A 17,230-nucleotide genomic window follows, 5' to 3' on the forward strand; every position below is an offset into this window, starting at 1 on the left:
GCTCCAACGCAAGTTGGGGCCTTTTTTCATATAGGCACACAAGGTCAAAGGCGGCACCATGATCCTCCTGGTCGACAAGATCGAAAAAAGCTTCGGCGCGCGCGTCCTCTTTAGCGGCGCGTCCTTCCAGATCAACCCCGGCGAGCGCTTCGCGCTCGTGGGCCCCAACGGCGCCGGCAAAACCACCATGCTCAAAATCATCATGGGCATCGACAGCCCCGACGCAGGCCAGGTCCAGTATGCCAAGGACTGCCAGGTAGGCTACCTAGAGCAGGAAACCAACCTCGAGCACAAAGACACCACCATCCTCGCCGAGGTCATGGCCGCTGCCAAGGAAATCCGCCGCATGGGCGAGCGCGTCAACGAGCTGCAGGCCCAAATCACCGAGCTCTCCGAACAGGGAAAGGACGTCGACGCACTCCTCAACGAGTACGGCCAGGTCCAGGACCGCTTTGAGCATCTGGGCGGCTACGAGCTCGAGAGCAACGCCCGCAAGATCCTGTCCGGTCTGGGCTTTAAGGTCACCGACTTTGATCGCCCGTGCTCCGAGTTCTCGGGCGGCTGGCAGATGCGCATCGCGCTGGCCAAGCTCTTCCTGCGCCACCCCGACCTGCTGCTGCTCGACGAGCCCACCAACCACCTAGACCTCGAGAGCGTCCAGTGGCTGCGCGGCTTTATCGCCAACTACGACGGCGCCGTGCTCATCGTCAGCCACGACCGCGCCTTCATGGACGCCTGCGTCGATCACGTCGCCGCGCTCGAGAACCGCCGCGTGACCACCTACACCGGCAACTACAGCAGTTACCTCAAGCAACGCGAGGACAATCTGGAGCAGATGCGCGCCAAGCGCGCCGCGCAGGAGCGCGACATCGCCCACATGCAGGTCTTCGTCGACAAGTTCCGCTACAAGCCCACCAAGGCCGCCCAGGCGCAGGAGCGCATCCGCAAAATCGAGCAGATCAAAAAGGAACTTGTCATCCTGCCCGAAGGCCACAAGCACATCGACTTTAAGTTCCCCGACCCGCCGCGCTCGGGCGACATGGTCGTGGACCTGGAGGGCGTATCCAAGTCCTACGGCGACAAGCACATCTACAGCGACATCGACCTCAAACTCTACCGCGGCGAGCACGTGGCGCTCGTCGGCCCCAACGGCGCCGGCAAGTCCACGCTCATGAAGATCCTCGCCGGCCTGGAGCCGCCCACCACCGGCACCCGGGACCTGGGCACCAACGTGGGCGTGGCCTACTACGCCCAGCACGCACTCGAGGGCATGACCGAGTCCAATACCGTCCTGCAAGAGATCGACACCGTCACGCCCAAGTGGACCGTGCCGCAGCAGCGCAGCCTGCTGGGCGCCTTCCTGTTTAGCGACAACGATTCCATCGAAAAGCAGGTTCGCGTCCTCTCCGGAGGCGAAAAAGCGCGTCTGGCCCTGGCCAAAATGCTCGTGGCCCCCGAGGCGCTCCTGTGCCTGGACGAGCCCACCAACCACCTTGACATCGACTCGGTGGACATGCTCGAGAACGCCTTGCAAAACTTCCCCGGAACCATCGTGCTGATCAGCCACGACGAGCACCTGGTACGCGCCGTGGCCAACCGCATCATCGACATCCGCGACGGTAAGGTCACTGTCTACGACGGCGACTACGACTACTACCTCTACAAGCGCGAGGACCTCGCGGCACGCGCCGCCGCCGAGGCAGCAGGGGAGAGTGCGCCGGCGGCGGGCAAGTCCGCCAAAGTCACCGCGGCCCAGCCCGATGCGCCCGCCGCCGCTCCCAAGCCGGCCGAGGGCAAGAAGACCAAGGAGCAAAAGCGTGCCGAGGCCCAGGCCCGTGCTGCGCTCAACAAAAAGCTCAAGGGCGTGCGCAACCAGCTCAAGAAGATCGAGACGGAGCTCGACAAAAAGCGCGCCCGCTATGACGAGCTTATGGAATTGATGGCAAGCGAAGAGCTTTATGCCGATCAGGATAAGTTCAACGCCGCGCTGGGGGAATATAACGGCCTTAAGCAGGAGCTGCCCAAGCTCGAGGACGAATGGCTGGAGCTTTCCACCCAGATCGAAGAGGAGACCGCGCGTGAACTCTCGTAAGGCCGCTGCCGTGGCGATGAATATCATCGCCATCGCCTGTCGCATCTGCGGCATCTTTATGAGCGCGATGACCGTGTTGCTGTGCTTTAGCGGCCTCACCGCTAAGCTGCAGATCGTGGGCTTTGTCGTTGAGCTTTCGCGCGCGCTGCCGAACGCCATCGCCGGCTACGGCGTCATCACATCGCCCTTTGGCGGCGTGTTCCGCCTGGATTACGCAATCGTGGCCGTCATCCTGTTTGTGGCCGACTACTTGCTCACGCGCGCCTCGCGCCGCGTCCGCTAGGGGAGCGCCATGTCCAGCAGCTACATCATGAACCTGCTCGCCAGCGCCGTCGCCGTCATTGTGGGCATCGTCATCCACGAGAGTGCGCACGCCGCCGCGGCCTGGGCACTCGGCGATAAGACGGCCCGTTCGCGCGGACGCGTCTCGCTCAACCCGCTCAACCATATCGACCCGTTTGGCACCATCATCTTGCCGCTGCTCATGCTTGCCGCCGGCGGCCCTGTGTTCGCCTTCGCCAAGCCCGTGCCCGTCTACCTCAACAACCTCAAGCACCCCAAGCGCGACGAGGTCCTGGTGAGCGCGGCCGGCCCCGCATCGAACATCGCACTCGCGTGTCTCGCGGCCGCCCTCATGCACGCGGCATACGGCAACCTCTACACCAGCATGTCCTTTGCCGTTGCATCACAAATCATGAACTTCGGCGCCACGTTTATCGTGGTCAACCTATCGCTCGCGTTCTTTAACCTCATCCCGATCCCGCCGCTCGACGGCTCGTCGATTATCGTGCCGTTCCTCAAAGGCAAGGCGCTCGCCAACTACTATCGTTTGCAGCAATACGCCATGCCCATCCTCATCCTGGTGCTGTACCTGCTGCCCATGTGGACCGGCATCGATGTGATCGGGCGCTATTTCGACGTTACCGTGTATCCGCTGGCCGAGTGGCTGCTCAACTTCGCAATCGCCGGCATCTAGGGTAAACTTACAGATCGACCGTGCAAAACGGTCGCAACATGCACCCAAACCGCGCCGCGAAGGCGCCGTCAAAGGAGGTCGAAGATGTCGTATCGCGTGTCGACGCAGGTATACAGCGGACCGTTCGACCTGTTGCTGCAGCTGGTAACTCGCCAAAAAGTTGATATCGGAGCCATCTCGATCAGCGAGGTGGCCGAGCAATACCTGGCCGAGGTCGAGCGCATCGAGGCGCTGGACCTGGACGTGGCGAGCGACTTTTTGCTGGTCGCGGCAACCCTTTTGGACATCAAGGCCGCCTCGCTGGTGCCCCAGGAGGCCCCGCGCAAGACAGACGACGATGACGAGGACGACGAAGACCTCGAGGAACTCAGTGCGCTCGACGGCGACGCCCTGCGCGAAGTCCTGATCCAGCGCCTGATCGCCTATAAGCAGTTTAAGGGCGCGGCGGCAGCCCTTGGCGCTCGCATGCAGGCCGAGAGCCGCATGCATCCGCGCGTGGCCGGCCCCGACCCCGAGTTCCTAGGCCTTATGCCCGACTACCTGGCCGGCATTACCCTGCGCGGCCTCGCCGTCATCTGCGCCGACCTGGACGGCAAGCGCCAGACCTTCCTGCTGGAGGCCGAGCACGTAGCACCGCATCGCGTGCCGCTCGACCTGACGGTGGCCTCGGTCGACCGCTTTACCATGGAGCACCAAACCTGCACTTTCCGCGAGCTGTTGGACGGCGATGCCACCACCGAGCAGCTCGTCGTCACCTTCCTGGCCATGCTCGAGCTCGCCAAGCGCGGCTCGCTCACGCTGAGCCAGGACGAGATCTTTGGAACCATTCAAATCAACCGCGTCGAGGGCGCCGAGGCCTATGTGCCCGGCGAGGGCCCCGAGCTCACCGAATAGGAGCCGCAACCATGTCAACCCTTTCCACGCTGGAGGCAAACAGCCTTAAAGGCGCCCTCGAGGCACTGCTGCTGGTGTCGAGCGACCCGGTGAGTGCGCCCGCGCTGGCCGGCGCACTGGATATCGCCCCCGGCGAGTGCGCGTCGCTGCTCGCCGAGCTCAAGGTTGAGTACGAGGAGGCCAACCGCGGCTTTCAGCTGCGCGAGGTCGCCGGCGGTTGGCGCTTGTTCACGCACCCCGCCTACCACGACGTGGTCGAGGCCTATGTGTTGAGCTGGGACACGCAAAAGCTGTCGCAGGCGGCACTCGAAACCCTGGCCGTGATCGCCTACCACCAGCCCGTGACGCGCGAGGTGGTCAAGGGCATCCGCGGCGTCAACTCCGATGGCGTCATCGCGTCGCTCGTTGACAAGGGTCTGGTGCGCGAGCTCGGCCGTGACCCCCAGCGCGGTCAGGCCATCATCTACGGCACGACCAACGCCTTCTTGGAAAAGTTCGGTCTGCGCTCCACCCGCGATCTGCCCGATCTGGAGCAGTTTGCCCCCGACGAGCAATCACGTCAGTTTATCCGCGAGCGTCTGAGCGGCCGCAGTATTCAGTCCACGCTCGAGGAGCAAGCCGAGGACCTGGACGAAGAGCGCGAACTGCTCGATACCGATGTTGAAGATGTTGAGGCAGTCGAGGACTTGGAGACCCTGGTCGTCGACGAGACCTCGGAGGATTTGCATGACGAGGACTAACGAAGTAGGGGAGACGCGCACCGTCGCTGCGGCGCCTAACGCGGATACGCACAAGTCCGACGCCCAGCACGTCTACCCGCACACCATGCGCCTGCAGCGCTTTTTGGCGCGCGCGGGTGTGGCGAGCCGCCGCGGTTCGGAGGACCTGATGACCGCTGGTCGTGTGACGGTAAACGGCGAGGTCGCAACCGAGCTGGGAACCAAGGTCGATGTCGACCGCGACCGTATCGAGGTCGACGGCATGCCGGTCAAGCTCAACCAGGGCGCCGTGTACCTGATGCTCTACAAGCCGACTGGCTACCTAACCACCATGAGCGACCCGCAGGAGCGCCCCTGTGTGGCGGACCTGATTCCCCGCGACCGCTTTCCGGGCCTGTTCCCGGTGGGCCGCCTGGACCGCGACACCACGGGCCTTTTGCTCTTTACCACCGACGGCGACCTGTCTCAGGACCTGCTGCACCCCAGCAAGCACGTCTACAAGACCTACCAGGCACTCGTGGACGGGCAGCTAACCGACCTCGATCTAGAACCGCTCCGTCGCGGCATCGAGCTCGACGACGGCCTCTGCCAGCCGGCAATCTGCCGCGTCATCACTGCACGCGAGGCCGAGGCCGTGGCTCCCCAGGGCGTCAAGCCCGGCACCACCGCCGTGGAGGTCATCATCCGCGAGGGCCGCAAGAATCAGGTTAAGCGCATGCTGAGCAAGATCCACCACCCGGTGATCCGCCTGCACCGCTGTAACTTTGCCGGCCTGGAGCTCAAGGATGTGGCCAAGGGTTCGTGGCGCGAGCTCACCGACCGCGAGGTACAGATCCTCAAGGCCGGTGGCATCCCGCCCAAGCAGGCCAGCTCCAAGCGCAACAGCGGCAAGCCCCAGGACACGCCCGCGGCACGCACGCGTCACCACGGCAGCCACGGCTCCGCACCCAAGCGCAACACCTACCGCGAGCGCTACACGGGCTAGGCAAACCGCCGCACCCCAACGCCCGCGAACCATACCAGCACGTCAACCACCGAAAGGAAGCATTGCATGATCGTTGCCATCGACGGCCCCGCCGGATCCGGCAAGTCCACCATCGCCAAGGAGATCGCCCGCCAGCTGGGCTTTAACAAGCTCGACACGGGCGCCATGTACCGCGCCGTCACCTTTGCCGCGCTCGACCGCGGCATCGATCTGGACGACGAGGCGGCCATCGACGCCCTCGCCGAGCAGATCGAGATCCGCTTTACCAACGGCACCGGCGAGGACACGCGCCTGACTATTGACGGCCAGGACGCCTCGGCTGCCATCCGCACCCCGCAGGTCGACGCCAACGTGTCCAAGGTCTCGGCCTACCCGGGCGTGCGCACCGCCATGCTCATCCATCAGCGCCGTGCTGCCGAGGACCGCGATATCGTGGCCGAGGGTCGCGACATCGGAACCGTCGTGTTCCCCAACGCGCAGGTCAAGGTCTTCCTGACCGCCGACCCGCGCGAGCGCGCCCGCCGCCGCGTGCTGCAGCGTCACCAAAACGACGCCCAGCCGCTCACTTCCGAGCAGCTCGAAGCCGAGGTCGACGAGACCCTCGACGCCCTCAAGCAGCGCGATAAGCTCGACAGCAGCCGCGAGGTCGCCCCGCTCGTGCCCGCCGAGGACGCCGTACACGTCGACTCCACCGCCCACACCATCGACGAGGTCGTCCGCATTATCGAAGACCTCATCAACCAAAGGAGGTAGCCCATGCGCCTGTTTAAGCAGACGCCCGAGGATTATTACAACGCCCCCTATGCCGAGTTCCCGGTGCTCATCCGCGGCATCGTCGTCGTGGTCATGGCCATCCTTTGGGCCTTCTCCAAGCTCATGTGGCGCTGGAAGGTCGAGGACGCCGACCTGCTGTTTGAGCGCCAGGACAGCCGCGGCAGCGTGGTCATCTGCAACCACACCTCGATGGCCGAGCTCTTGGCCGTGGAGACGGCACTGTTCTTTGGGGGCCGCCGCATTCGTCCCATCTTTAAGTCCGAGTTCGCCAAGAGCAAGATTGTGCGTTGGGCCTTTAGCCGCGTCGGCGGTATCCCCGTCGAGCGCGGTACCGCCGACATGAAGTGCCTGCGCGCCGCCCAGCATGCGCTGCAGCGCGGCGAGGACGTCCTGATCTTCCCCGAGGGCACGCGCATCCGCTCGCGCGAGATCAAGCCCGAGGTCCACGGCGGCTTTGCGCTCATTGCCCAGATGGGCAAGGCGCCCGTCAACCCGCTCGCTATCTGCGGCTGGTCCGATATTACGCCTGCGGGCAAAAAGCTCATGCGCCCTAAAAAGTGCTGGATCCGTGCCGGCAAGGCCATCTCGCTATCCGATGCACCGGCCGAGCTCAAGCGCAAGGAGCGCCTGGCATGGTTTGAGTCCGAGGCCATGAACCGCGTCTACGCTATGCGCGACGACCTGTGCGCCGAGCATCCGGGAAGGTTCTAACCATGAGCGAGGAAGTCATGAGCACTGCCGAGCCTGCGCCCGGCAAGGCAGACGCTCCCACCATCGAAATCGCAGCCCACGCCGGCACCTGCTACGGTGTACAGCGTGCGCTCGATATGGCGCTGGCCGCCGCGCCGCAGGCAGGGGAGAGCACTCAGGTCCATACCTTGGGTCCGCTCATTCATAACCCCATCGTGGTACGCGAGCTCGCTGAGGCAGGCGTTGGCTTGGCCGAGAACCTGGATAATGCCGCAACCGGCACCGTGATCATCCGCGCCCACGGTGTGGTGCCGCAGGTCATCGATGCCGCTCGCGAGCGTGGCCTTAACGTCATCGACGCCACCTGCCCTTACGTCAAGAAGGTCCACGTGGCAGCCGAGCGCCTGGTGCGCGAGGGCTACCACGTGGTGGTCGTGGGTGAGCCGGGGCATCCCGAGGTGGAGGGCATTCTGGGTCACGCCGGCAATGATGCGCAGGTCGTGAGCTGTGCCGCCGATGCCAACGCTTTGCCGCTCAAGGGCAAGGTGGGCTTGGTTGTGCAGACCACCCAGACCGCGCAGAACCTCGCCGAGGTCGTGGCTGCCATCACCCCGCGCGTGCAGGAGCTGCGCGTGATCAACACCATCTGCGCCGCCACGAGCGAGCGTCAACAGGCAGCAGCCACACTTGCCAACCGCTGCGACTGCATGGTCGTCGTAGGCGGCAAGAACTCGGGCAACACCCGCCGCCTGGCTCAAATTTGCGCAGACGCCTGCGAGCACACGCATCATATCGAGGAAGCTTCCGAGCTCCAGGACGCGTGGTTTACCGACGCTCACCACATCGGCATCACCGCCGGAGCCTCCACCCCGCAAGAACACATCGAGCGCGCCGTCGAGCGCATCAAGGAGCTTTACCGCTAACCATGGACCAGACCGTACCCGCATACGCCGCCGAGGTGGCCGATTACGGGCGCAGCCGCGACCCCGAGCCGGGTGAGGGCGCGCTCGTAAAGAACGTGCGTCCCGAATCGCCCGCATGGGATGTGGGTATCGAGCCGGGCATGCGCGTGCTCACGGTCAACGGCGAGCAGCTCACCGACATGATCGTGTGGCTCTGGGAGGCAGACGACGACACCGTCGAGCTGGAGGTATTCGACCCGCGCGACGGCACCGTCACCCCCGTCGAGCTCGACCGCTTCCCGGGCGAGGACTGGGGTTTGGAGTTCGATGGCCCCATCTTCGACGGCATGCGTACCTGCGTAAACGCCTGCGTGTTCTGCTTTATGACCATGTTGCCCAAGGGCGGCCGCTCCACGCTCTATATTCGCGACGACGACTACCGCCTGAGCTTTTTGCAGGGCAACTTCGTCACGCTCACGAACCTCACCGACGAGGACGTGCAAAACGTCATCCAACGCAACATGAGCCCTATGAACGTGTCGGTCCATGCCGTGAGCCCCGACGTCCGCCGTCGTATGATGGGCCGCAACGCCCAGCGCGGCATGGACGTACTCGAGGCCATCATGGCCGCCGGCATAGAGATTCACGCGCAGATCGTGTTGTGCCCCGGCATGAACGACGGCGAGGAGCTAGAAAAGACTCTGCGCTTTTGCGAGGAGCACGAGCAGATCACGAGCCTGGGCATCGTGCCGCTCGGTTTTACCAAGCACCAGAACCGTTTTAGCTGGTCCTACAGCGACAAGCCCGAGCTAGCGCGCGAGACCATTGCCATGATCCGTCCCTACCAGGACCGCGCCTTCGAGCGTTTTGGCCGCCACACCTTCCAGATGAGCGACGAGTTCTACCTGGACGCCGGCATCGAGCCGCCCGAGGCGGACTTTTACGACGGCTATCCGCAGTACTACGACGGTATCGGCATGATCCGCTCATACCTAGACGAGACGGACGATGTGCTTGCCGCCGATGCCGAGCGACTGGCCCGCGTCCGCGAGGCCATCGCCGCTCGCAGCCAGCACCTGCTGTGCCTCTCGGGCGCCAGCGCACGCGACACCGTGGCACGTTTCGTGGAATCGCCGCAGGGACTCGCCGGCACTGTCACGGCCATCAAGAACCGCTACTTTGGCGGCAACGTGGACGTGACCGGCCTCATCGTCGCGTGTGACATTCTGGAGCAGCTGCCGCAGGACCTCTCGGGGGTTATGCTCTTTGTGCCTAAGCTCATGTTCAACGCTGACGGCATGACGCTTGACGAGTATCATCGTGACGATTTACTCGCAAGCCTTACCAGTCGCGGCGCCGAGGTTCATGTGGTGTCGACCATGCCGCATGAGCTGCTCGATACCCTGGAGCACATCCTTGGCATTGTGCCCGCGGACTCTAACATTTCCACTGACCCTACCCATTAAAGGAGTGCAGATGAAACCTATCGTCGCCGTCGTCGGACGCCCCAACGTGGGCAAGTCCACGCTCGTTAACCGCCTGGCCCAGACCTCGGACGCCATCGTCCACGAGTCCCGCGGCGTCACGCGCGACCGCTCGTACCACACGGCCGATTGGAACGGCCGCGAGTTCACCATCGTCGACACGGGCGGCATCGAACCGCTCAAGAGCGATGACGTCTTCGCCACGTCCATTCGCGACCAGGCCCTCGCCGCCGCCGAGGAAGCCGCCGTCATCCTGTTTGTGGTCGACGGCCGCACCGGCGTCACCGAGGAGGACGAGTCGGTCGCCCGCATGCTCAAGCGCTGCGACAAGCCGGTCTTTCTGCTGGTGAACAAGCTCGACAACCCCGATCGCGAGAACGACAGCATCTGGGAGTTCTATTCGCTCGGCATCGGTGAGCCCACGCCGCTCTCGGCCCTGCATGGTCATGGCACGGGCGACCTGCTCGACGATATCGTGGCCCTGCTTCCGGAGGAAGAGGACGAGGTCGCCGATGAGTTCCCCGACGCGCTGAACGTCGCCATCATCGGCCGCCCCAACGCCGGTAAGTCTTCGCTGTTCAACCGCATCCTGGGCGCCGACCGCTCCATCGTGTCCAACATTGCCGGCACCACGCGCGACGCCATCGACACGGTCGTCGAGCGCAACGGCAAGCACTACCGCATGGTCGACACCGCGGGCATTCGCAAGAAGAGCACCGTGTACGAGAACATCGAGTACTACTCCATGGTTCGCGGCCTGCGCGCCATCGACCGCGCCGACGTGGCGCTGCTCGTCGTCGACGCCTCCGTGGGCGTTACCGAGCAGGACCAGAAGGTCATGGGTCTTGCCATCGAGCGCGGATGCGCCATCGTGGTGCTGCTCAACAAGTGGGACCTGCTCGACGACGACCGCAAGCGCGAGGCCTGCATGGAGACCATCGACCGCCGTCTGGGCGTCATGGCTCCCTGGGCCCAGTACCTGCGCATCTCTGCCCTGACCGGCCGCAGCGTCGAGAAGATCTGGGCAATGGTAGACGCCGCCGAAAAGACGCGCTCGCAAAAGATCAGCACCTCGCGCCTCAACACGTTCCTCACCGACCTGCGCGAGTTCGGTCATACCGTGGTGGACGGCAAGCGCCGCCTGCGCATGCACTACGTGACCCAGACGGGCGTCAACCCGCCGACGTTCACGTTCTTCGTCAACCACAGCGATCTGGTCAACGACACCTATCAGCGCTACATCGAGAACCGCATGCGCTCGACCTTCGACTTTGCCGGCACACCCATCCGACTCTTCTTTAGGAAGAAGGAGCAAAAGGATGCATAATCCAATTCTGCTGACCGCCATCTGCGCCGTGGTCTCGTTCTTTATCGGAGCGATTCCGTTTGGCCTGATCTTGGGCCGCGTGTTCAACCACACGGACATCCGCAAGGCGGGCTCCGGTAACATCGGCACCACCAACGCCCTGCGCGTAGCCGGCCCCAAGGTCGCGGCGCTCACGCTGCTGCTCGACTGCCTGAAGGGCGCCATCTGCGTTGTCATCGCCCGTCCGCTTATCGCCGATCTGGGCTATGGTTTTCCGCCGAGCATTATGGCTCCCGGTGCTGCCGGCGACTGGATGCTCGGCGTCATTTGCCTGGCGGCCGTGTGGGGACACATCTTCTCGCCCTACCTTAACTTCCACGGCGGTAAGGGTATCGCCGTGGGCCTGGGCGTCATCCTCGCCTGGTACTGGCCCATTGGCCTGTCGCTGCTGGGCATGTTTATCGTGGCCGTCGCCATCACCAAGTTTGTGTCGGTGGGCTCGCTCGCCGCTGCCATCGGACTTCCCATCGCTGCCTGCGCAGTCTTTCCGTACAGCAGCCTGGGCCTCAAGTTTTGCATGGCGCTAATCGGCATCACCGTGGTGTGGGCCCATCGCGCGAACATCAAAAAGCTCATGACCGGTAAGGAGTCCAAGCTCTCGTTTACCAAGCGCGTCACCGAGCCCGACGATAAGTAGGAGAGAGTCATGAATGTTGCGCTGATTGGCTCCGGCTCCTGGGGAACCGCCGTCGCCGGCCTTGCCGCTGCGCGAGCCGAGCGCGTGACCATGTGGGCCCATAGCGAGCAGACGGCCGCCGGCATTAACGGTGAGCATCGCAACCCCCGCTATCTGGTGGACTACGTGCTGCCCTGCAACGTCTTCGCCACGACGGAGCTGATGCAGGCACTCGACGGCGCCGAGGCCATCATCTTTGCCGTTCCTTCGACGCACCTTCGCAGCGTGTGCCACCAGGCCGCGCCCTTTATCGCCGCCGATACCCCGGTGCTCTGCCTCACCAAGGGCATTGAGCCCGAGTCCGGCCTGCTCATGAGCGAGGTCATCGCCAGCGAGATCGGCAACGAAGCACGTGTCGCGGCGCTTTCGGGCCCCAACCATGCTGAGGAAATCTGCCGCGGCGGACTTTCTGCCGCCGTCATCGCCAGCAAAAATCCGCAGATAGGGGAGACCTTTAAGGACCTGCTCCTGTCCACGGCCTTCCGCATCTACCTCTCGCAAGACATGACCGGTGTCGAGGTTTGCGGCGCCATGAAAAATGTCATCGCCATCGTGTGCGGCATCTCCGCCGGCTCGGGCGCAGGCGACAACACGCTTGCCCTTATCATGACGCGCGGTCTGGCCGAGATCAGCCGTCTGGTGCACGCCCGCGGCGGTCAAGCTATGACCTGTATGGGACTTGCCGGCATGGGCGACCTCATTGCCACCTGCACCTCGGAGCATTCACGCAACCGCACCTTTGGCTACGAGTTTGCCCACGGCGTGTCGCTCGACGAGTATCAGGAGCGCACGCATATGGTGGTCGAGGGCGCCGTCGCGGCCCGCAGCGTCAGCGAACTTGCCCGTTCACTGGGCGTAGACATTCCGCTCACCTTTGCCGTGGAGCAAACGCTCTACAACGGTGTTACTTTGGATAGGGCGCTCGAGATTCTTACCGAACGCGTCCCTTCTCAAGAGTTCTACGGACTCACCGACTAGCGCAGAAAGGCTTCTACCATGGGTTCCATCAAAATCGCTCCGTCCGTCCTTTCGGCCGACATGGCCAACCTCAAGGGCGAGCTCGACAAAATCGCCGGCGCCGACTTTGTGCACTTCGACGTTATGGACGGTCATTTTACCGGCAACCTCACCTTTGGCGTTGACATCCTTAAGGCCGTCAAGCGCTCCACCGATGTGCCGGTCGACGCGCACCTGATGGTGTCGAACCCCGACGAGACGGTCGATTGGTACGCCGACGCCGGTGCCGACATGATCACCGTGCACTACGAGGCCTCCACGCACCTGCACCGCACGCTCACGCATCTGCAGCAGCGCGGCGTCAAGGCCGGTGTGGTGCTCAACCCCGCCACGCCCGTCTGCGTGCTCGATAGCATCATCGACATTGTTGACATGGTGCTGCTCATGAGCGTGAACCCCGGCTTTGGCGGCCAGAGCTTTATCCCCGGCACCATCGCCAAACTGCACGAGCTCAAGGCCATGTGTGAGCGCCACGGCGTGTCGCCCATGATCGAGGTCGACGGCGGCATCTCTTCCAAAAACATCGCCGAGGTCGTTAAGGCCGGTGCCGATGTTCTGGTGGCCGGCTCCGCCGTATTTAAGTCCGAAGATCCCGCTGCCGAGGTTGCGCTGCTGCAGAAGCTGGGCAACGAGGCCGCACAGGAGGCATAAACCCTTATGACCGCAGGTCAAAACCGCATCCCCGTGAATCTTGACTATGCCGCCTCGACGCCCATGCGCGCCGAGGCGCTCCTTGCGCAGCGCGAGTACGACGACAGCGAGATTGCCGGCGTCAACCCCAACTCGCTGCACTCGCTTGGCCGCAAGGCCGCCGCACGCCTAGAAGTCGCTCGTCGCGAGATCGCCCGTAGCTTTGGCGCACGCGTTCGCCCGTCCGAGATCATCCTTACCAACGGCGGCACCGAGGCCAACCAGCTGGCGCTGCTCGGTCTTGCCGAGGGTGCTCGTCAGCGCGATCGCAAGCGCGATCGTGTAATCGTTTCGGCCATCGAGCACGATTCGATTCTGGACAACCTGCCGCTGCTGCGTGCCGCCGGCTTTACCGTCGACTTGGTGCAGCCCTGCCGCATGGGCTACATTGAGCCTGCCACGCTTGTCGAACTGCTCGGCAACGACGTGGCGCTCGTGAGCATCATGGTTGCCAACAACGAGACCGGCGTGGCGCAGCCCATCCGCGAGCTTGCCGCGGCCGCACATGCTGCCGGCGCCCTGTTTCATACCGATGCCATCCAAGGGTACTTGCATATTCCGCTCGATGTCACCGAGCTGGGCGTCGATGCTATGACCGTTGCCGCGCACAAGATCGGCGGCCCCGTGGCATCCGGCGCGCTCTACCTTAAGAGCCGCACGCCGCTGCGCCCGCGCATCTTTGGCGGCGGACAGGAGGCCGGTCTTCGTGCCGGCACGCAGGACCTGCGTACACAGCTTGCTTTTGCCGCTGCCGCTTCCGCGCTGTTGCCGAACGTGGCCCAGGAGCGCGCGACGCTGCAGGTCTTATCCGATAAGCTCTACGCCACGCTTACGGCTCATCCGCGTATTCATGCCACCATGGGCGACTACGCACAGGCCGATCGTCTGCCGGGCATGGTTTCCATCTACGTCGACGGCATGGACTCCGAGGAGCTCATCATCAAGCTAGACACCGCCGGCTTTGAGGTATCGGCCGGTTCTGCCTGCTCGAGCGGCAGCATGGACCCGAGCCATGTTCTCAGCGCCATGGGCATTGGCCGCGAGCAGGCCCTGGGTGCACTGCGCATCTCCTTCGATGACCGTGTGAATCCGGGCGATCTGGACGAGTTTGCCCAGACGCTGCTCTCGATCGTGGGTGCCGCATGATCGTCGCCGAGCTTGAACGTGCGCTGCTGGCGCGCTACCCCAAGATGGACGCCGAGGGCTGGGATCATGTTGGGCTATCTGTGGGAGATCCCGCTGCTGAGATCACCGGTGTTGCCTGCGCGCTCGATGCGACCGAAGCTAATGTTCTCCGCGCCCAAGAAGCCGGTGCAAACGTGCTGCTGACGCATCATCCTGTCTATATCAAGGCGCCCGAGGCGTTTTGTCCAGCGGATACCACTCGCCCCCAGTGCAGCGCGGCACTCTATGAGGCGGCCCGTTGCGGCGTGAGCATCATATCGCTCCACACCAACCTGGACCGCTCGCACGAAGCCCGTGTCTGCCTGAGCGAGCTGCTGGGTGCCGCACCCGTGAGCTCACTGGAGCACGTGGACGACCCCGAGGCAACCGGCCTGGGCGCGCTTGCAACGCTCAACGACCCGTACACGCTGCGCGATCTTGCCACCCGTGCTGCCACGGCCTTCGGCAGCGACCCGCGTGTGTGGGGCGAAGCCGATCGCCCGTGCCGCACCGTCGCCATTTTGGGCGGCTCCCTGGGCGACTTTGGAGAGCTCGCCATCGCCGCGAGCGCGGACGTTGTCGTGACGGGCGAGGCGGGATACCACGTGGCGCAAGACCTTGCCTTGCGCGGGCTGTCGGTGATCTTGCTCGGCCACGACCGCTCCGAGGAACCGTTCGTTGATATATTGATGAACTCTGCAGTTGACGCCGGGGTCGACCCCCGTCATGCGATTAAAATACTGAACCCTTGCCAATGGTGGACTGTGACAAAAGGAGAGAACTTATGAGCGCCGGCGCTACGCTACTCAAGCTGCAACAGATCGATTTGGAGCTCGCCCGTAACAAGAGCGAACTTGCCAATATGCCGGAGCTCAAGGAGCTCGCTTCCAAGCGCAAGACCTATGTGAAGCTCAAGTCCGAGATGACCAAGCTCTACGCCCAGCGCAAGGATCTGGACATTGAGCTCGACGATCTCAACACCACCGAGATTCAGACTAACAACGCCATTGAGGCTGCCAAGAAGCGCCACGTCGACGGCTCCGACTACCGCGAGGTTCAGGACCTGGAGAACGAGCTCGCCACCCTGGCCAAGCGTCTGGACAAGATCGAGCACACCCGCAAGGACGTCGTTGTCGCCCATAAGGAGGCGCTCGACCGCGAGGCTCGCGCGCAGGCTATCATCGCCAAGTTCGAGGAGGGCGTGAAGGCAGATACCAAGGCTGCCCGCGCCAAGGCCGCCGACCTCCAGGCACAGATTGATGCCGCCATCAAGGAGCGCACCGCGCTTGCCGCCACACTGCCGACCGACGTGCTCACCGACTACGAGCGCCTGCTCAAGCAGTTCCGCGGCCTGGCCGTCGAGACCATCAAGGGCAACATCCCCACGGTCTGCCACACTGCGCTGCAGGCGTCGTCCATGAGCGACCTCAACCACGACGGCAGTGAGATTACGCACTGCCCGTACTGCCACCGCCTGCTCGTGCTCCCCAGCAAGGAAGCCTAACGATGACGGCGGCACCCAACAATTCAATGCAACTTGAGGGAAAAACGATCCTGCTGGGCATTACCGGCGGGATCGCCGCCTATAAGTCGTGCAATATCGTGCGCCTGCTGCAAAAGCGAGGCGCCCGCGTTAAGGTCGTCATGAGCGAACATGCCACGGAGTTCGTGGGGCCGCTCACCTTCCGTGCGCTCACGGGCGAGCCGGTCGCTGTGGGCCTGTTCGACGACCCCTCCGACCCCATCCACCATATCTCGCTGGCGCAGGAGCCCGATCTGGTGGTCGTGGCGCCCGCGACGGCCAATATCATCGCCAAGATGGCCAACGGCGTCGCCGATGACCTCATCTCCACCACGCTGCTTGCGACGCCGCGACCCATCGTGATCGCACCCGCTATGAACAACGGCATGTGGAAGGCGCCGGCGACGCAGGCCAACATGGCCACGCTGCTCGAGCGCGGTGTCCATGTGGTGGGTCCGGGCAGCGGCTACCTTGCCTGCGGCGACGTGGACACGGGACGCATGAGCGAGCCCGAGGACATCGTAGAGGCTGTCTGTGAGGTGCTCAACCCCGCGCCACAGGACCTGGCAGGTAAGCGCATCGTAATTACCGCCGGTCCCACGCACGAGCCGATCGACCCCGTGCGATTCATTGGCAACCGCTCTTCGGGCAAGATGGGCATCGCCCTGGCGGGGGAGGCCGCACGCCGCGGCGCTGCGGTCACGCTCGTGTTGGGACCGACATCACTCGATGTGCTCCGCGGCGTGGAGTGCGTGCGCGTGCAGACCGCCGCAGAGATGCTCCAGGCGGCCCTGAGCGCCTTCCAGACGGCCGATGCAGCAATTTGTGCGGCCGCCGTCGCCGACTACACCCCCGCGGCCCCTGCGGACCATAAGCTCAAAAAGGCCAACGAGCGCCTGGATCGCATCGAACTGGTCGAGACGGTCGATATTTTGGCCGAGCTCTCGCGCCAGAAGGGCGAGCGATGCGTGATCGGATTTGCGGCCGAGACCGATAACGTCGTGGAGTACGCGCAGCGCAAGCTCGCCCGCAAGGGCTGCGATGCCATTATCGCCAACGATGTCTCGCGCGCCGATTCGGGCTTTGGAACCGATACCAACAAGGCCTGGATTGTGAGCACAACGGGTACGCAAGAGCTTCCCGTGCTAACAAAACCCCAGCTCGCAGATACAATTTTGGACTTGCTTCAAAATTTATAAAAAAGTTCTTGCACAAGTCTAAAGTTTCGGGTTAATATACTCCCTGTTGCGAGCGAGAGCAGAGCAACAAACAAAAGCTT

The 17,230-nt window shown here is 63.6% G+C and carries 18 protein-coding genes; all 18 read left to right on the forward strand.

What is annotated here, in order from left to right:
* The first annotated feature begins 58 nt into the window (after positions 1-58).
* The 18 genes from AAAX35_RS03925 to coaBC all read left to right on the forward strand — a co-directional run bounded on the left by AAAX35_RS03925 (position 59) and on the right by coaBC (position 17,150).
* Positions 59-2,092, forward strand: coding sequence for an ABC-F family ATP-binding cassette domain-containing protein (locus tag AAAX35_RS03925; protein ID WP_349116821.1), 2,034 nt, complete (start codon positions 59-61; stop codon positions 2,090-2,092).
* A complete protein-coding gene (locus tag AAAX35_RS03930) occupies positions 2,079-2,375 on the forward strand; it encodes a hypothetical protein (protein ID WP_349116822.1) in 297 nt (98 codons plus the stop codon). Before AAAX35_RS03925 ends, AAAX35_RS03930 begins: the two co-directional genes overlap by 14 nt.
* A gap of 9 nt (positions 2,376-2,384) precedes the next feature.
* Complete coding sequence (locus AAAX35_RS03935; protein ID WP_349116823.1) at positions 2,385-3,068, forward strand: site-2 protease family protein; 684 nt, start codon at positions 2,385-2,387, stop codon at positions 3,066-3,068.
* A gap of 84 nt (positions 3,069-3,152) precedes the next feature.
* Positions 3,153-3,962: a segregation/condensation protein A gene (locus AAAX35_RS03940; RefSeq protein ID WP_349116824.1), complete on the forward strand. Its 810-nt coding sequence runs from the start codon at positions 3,153-3,155 to the stop codon at positions 3,960-3,962.
* Between the two features lie 11 nt (positions 3,963-3,973).
* Entirely contained in the window at positions 3,974-4,702 is a 729-nt protein-coding gene (gene scpB, locus AAAX35_RS03945; RefSeq protein ID WP_089571912.1) for an SMC-Scp complex subunit ScpB, read from the forward strand.
* Entirely contained in the window at positions 4,689-5,666 is a 978-nt protein-coding gene (locus AAAX35_RS03950) for a pseudouridine synthase (protein ID WP_349116825.1), read from the forward strand. The genes scpB and AAAX35_RS03950 overlap by 14 nt, the downstream gene beginning before the upstream one ends.
* A gap of 66 nt (positions 5,667-5,732) precedes the next feature.
* The gene (gene cmk, locus AAAX35_RS03955) at positions 5,733-6,419 is read left to right on the forward strand and encodes a (d)CMP kinase (RefSeq protein WP_349114119.1); all 687 of its coding nucleotides are present in this window, start codon (positions 5,733-5,735) and stop codon (positions 6,417-6,419) included.
* A 3-nt stretch (positions 6,420-6,422) separates the two neighbouring features.
* Positions 6,423-7,151 carry a lysophospholipid acyltransferase family protein gene (locus AAAX35_RS03960; protein ID WP_349116826.1) on the forward strand — a complete coding sequence of 243 codons (729 nt, stop codon included), beginning with the start codon at positions 6,423-6,425 and terminating at the stop codon, positions 7,149-7,151.
* A gap of 2 nt (positions 7,152-7,153) precedes the next feature.
* Positions 7,154-8,053, forward strand: a complete 900-nt coding sequence (locus tag AAAX35_RS03965) for a 4-hydroxy-3-methylbut-2-enyl diphosphate reductase (RefSeq protein WP_349116827.1) — start codon at positions 7,154-7,156, stop codon at positions 8,051-8,053.
* Positions 8,054-8,055: 2 nt separating this feature from the next.
* Positions 8,056-9,498, forward strand: coding sequence for a DUF512 domain-containing protein (locus AAAX35_RS03970; protein ID WP_349116828.1), 1,443 nt, complete (start codon positions 8,056-8,058; stop codon positions 9,496-9,498).
* A 10-nt stretch (positions 9,499-9,508) separates the two neighbouring features.
* A complete protein-coding gene (gene der / locus AAAX35_RS03975; protein ID WP_035138458.1) occupies positions 9,509-10,843 on the forward strand; it encodes a ribosome biogenesis GTPase Der in 1,335 nt (444 codons plus the stop codon).
* Positions 10,836-11,519: a glycerol-3-phosphate 1-O-acyltransferase PlsY gene (gene plsY / locus AAAX35_RS03980; protein ID WP_349088399.1), complete on the forward strand. Its 684-nt coding sequence runs from the start codon at positions 10,836-10,838 to the stop codon at positions 11,517-11,519. Before der ends, plsY begins: the two co-directional genes overlap by 8 nt.
* 9 nt (positions 11,520-11,528) lie before the next feature.
* A complete protein-coding gene (locus AAAX35_RS03985) occupies positions 11,529-12,536 on the forward strand; it encodes an NAD(P)H-dependent glycerol-3-phosphate dehydrogenase (protein WP_227790826.1) in 1,008 nt (335 codons plus the stop codon).
* A gap of 18 nt (positions 12,537-12,554) precedes the next feature.
* Positions 12,555-13,226 (forward strand): ribulose-phosphate 3-epimerase, encoded by a 672-nt coding sequence (gene rpe, locus AAAX35_RS03990; RefSeq protein WP_349116829.1) that lies wholly within the window; start codon positions 12,555-12,557, stop codon positions 13,224-13,226.
* Positions 13,227-13,232: 6 nt separating this feature from the next.
* Positions 13,233-14,411 carry an aminotransferase class V-fold PLP-dependent enzyme gene (locus AAAX35_RS03995; RefSeq protein WP_349116830.1) on the forward strand — a complete coding sequence of 393 codons (1,179 nt, stop codon included), beginning with the start codon at positions 13,233-13,235 and terminating at the stop codon, positions 14,409-14,411.
* Positions 14,408-15,217: a Nif3-like dinuclear metal center hexameric protein gene (locus AAAX35_RS04000; protein ID WP_117769697.1), complete on the forward strand. Its 810-nt coding sequence runs from the start codon at positions 14,408-14,410 to the stop codon at positions 15,215-15,217. Before AAAX35_RS03995 ends, AAAX35_RS04000 begins: the two co-directional genes overlap by 4 nt.
* A complete protein-coding gene (locus AAAX35_RS04005) occupies positions 15,214-15,933 on the forward strand; it encodes a hypothetical protein (RefSeq protein WP_117769698.1) in 720 nt (239 codons plus the stop codon). Before AAAX35_RS04000 ends, AAAX35_RS04005 begins: the two co-directional genes overlap by 4 nt.
* Positions 15,934-15,935: 2 nt before the next feature.
* Complete coding sequence (coaBC, locus tag AAAX35_RS04010) at positions 15,936-17,150, forward strand: bifunctional phosphopantothenoylcysteine decarboxylase/phosphopantothenate--cysteine ligase CoaBC (protein ID WP_233504593.1); 1,215 nt, start codon at positions 15,936-15,938, stop codon at positions 17,148-17,150.
* Positions 17,151-17,230 lie beyond the last annotated feature (80 nt).

Source organism: Collinsella sp. CLA-ER-H11, from assembly GCF_040092445.1.
Taxonomy (GTDB): domain Bacteria; phylum Actinomycetota; class Coriobacteriia; order Coriobacteriales; family Coriobacteriaceae; genus Collinsella.

What these genes read in the sequence shown, in the direction of transcription:
- AAAX35_RS04000 (WP_117769697.1), top strand. Translation starts at nt 14,408, where the DNA reads ATGATCGTCGCCGAGCTTGAACGTGCGCTGCTGGCGCGCTACCCCAAG.
- scpB (WP_089571912.1), top strand. Translation starts at nt 3,974, where the DNA reads ATGTCAACCCTTTCCACGCTGGAGGCAAACAGCCTTAAAGGCGCCCTC.
- AAAX35_RS04005 (WP_117769698.1), top strand. Translation starts at nt 15,214, where the DNA reads ATGAGCGCCGGCGCTACGCTACTCAAGCTGCAACAGATCGATTTGGAG.
- AAAX35_RS03970 (WP_349116828.1), top strand. Translation starts at nt 8,056, where the DNA reads ATGGACCAGACCGTACCCGCATACGCCGCCGAGGTGGCCGATTACGGG.
- cmk (WP_349114119.1), top strand. Translation starts at nt 5,733, where the DNA reads ATGATCGTTGCCATCGACGGCCCCGCCGGATCCGGCAAGTCCACCATC.
- der (WP_035138458.1), top strand. Translation starts at nt 9,509, where the DNA reads ATGAAACCTATCGTCGCCGTCGTCGGACGCCCCAACGTGGGCAAGTCC.
- AAAX35_RS03935 (WP_349116823.1), top strand. Translation starts at nt 2,385, where the DNA reads ATGTCCAGCAGCTACATCATGAACCTGCTCGCCAGCGCCGTCGCCGTC.
- AAAX35_RS03985 (WP_227790826.1), top strand. Translation starts at nt 11,529, where the DNA reads ATGAATGTTGCGCTGATTGGCTCCGGCTCCTGGGGAACCGCCGTCGCC.
- rpe (WP_349116829.1), top strand. Translation starts at nt 12,555, where the DNA reads ATGGGTTCCATCAAAATCGCTCCGTCCGTCCTTTCGGCCGACATGGCC.
- AAAX35_RS03950 (WP_349116825.1), top strand. Translation starts at nt 4,689, where the DNA reads ATGACGAGGACTAACGAAGTAGGGGAGACGCGCACCGTCGCTGCGGCG.
- AAAX35_RS03925 (WP_349116821.1), top strand. Translation starts at nt 59, where the DNA reads ATGATCCTCCTGGTCGACAAGATCGAAAAAAGCTTCGGCGCGCGCGTC.
- AAAX35_RS03965 (WP_349116827.1), top strand. Translation starts at nt 7,154, where the DNA reads ATGAGCGAGGAAGTCATGAGCACTGCCGAGCCTGCGCCCGGCAAGGCA.
- plsY (WP_349088399.1), top strand. Translation starts at nt 10,836, where the DNA reads ATGCATAATCCAATTCTGCTGACCGCCATCTGCGCCGTGGTCTCGTTC.
- AAAX35_RS03995 (WP_349116830.1), top strand. Translation starts at nt 13,233, where the DNA reads ATGACCGCAGGTCAAAACCGCATCCCCGTGAATCTTGACTATGCCGCC.
- AAAX35_RS03940 (WP_349116824.1), top strand. Translation starts at nt 3,153, where the DNA reads ATGTCGTATCGCGTGTCGACGCAGGTATACAGCGGACCGTTCGACCTG.
- coaBC (WP_233504593.1), top strand. Translation starts at nt 15,936, where the DNA reads ATGACGGCGGCACCCAACAATTCAATGCAACTTGAGGGAAAAACGATC.
- AAAX35_RS03960 (WP_349116826.1), top strand. Translation starts at nt 6,423, where the DNA reads ATGCGCCTGTTTAAGCAGACGCCCGAGGATTATTACAACGCCCCCTAT.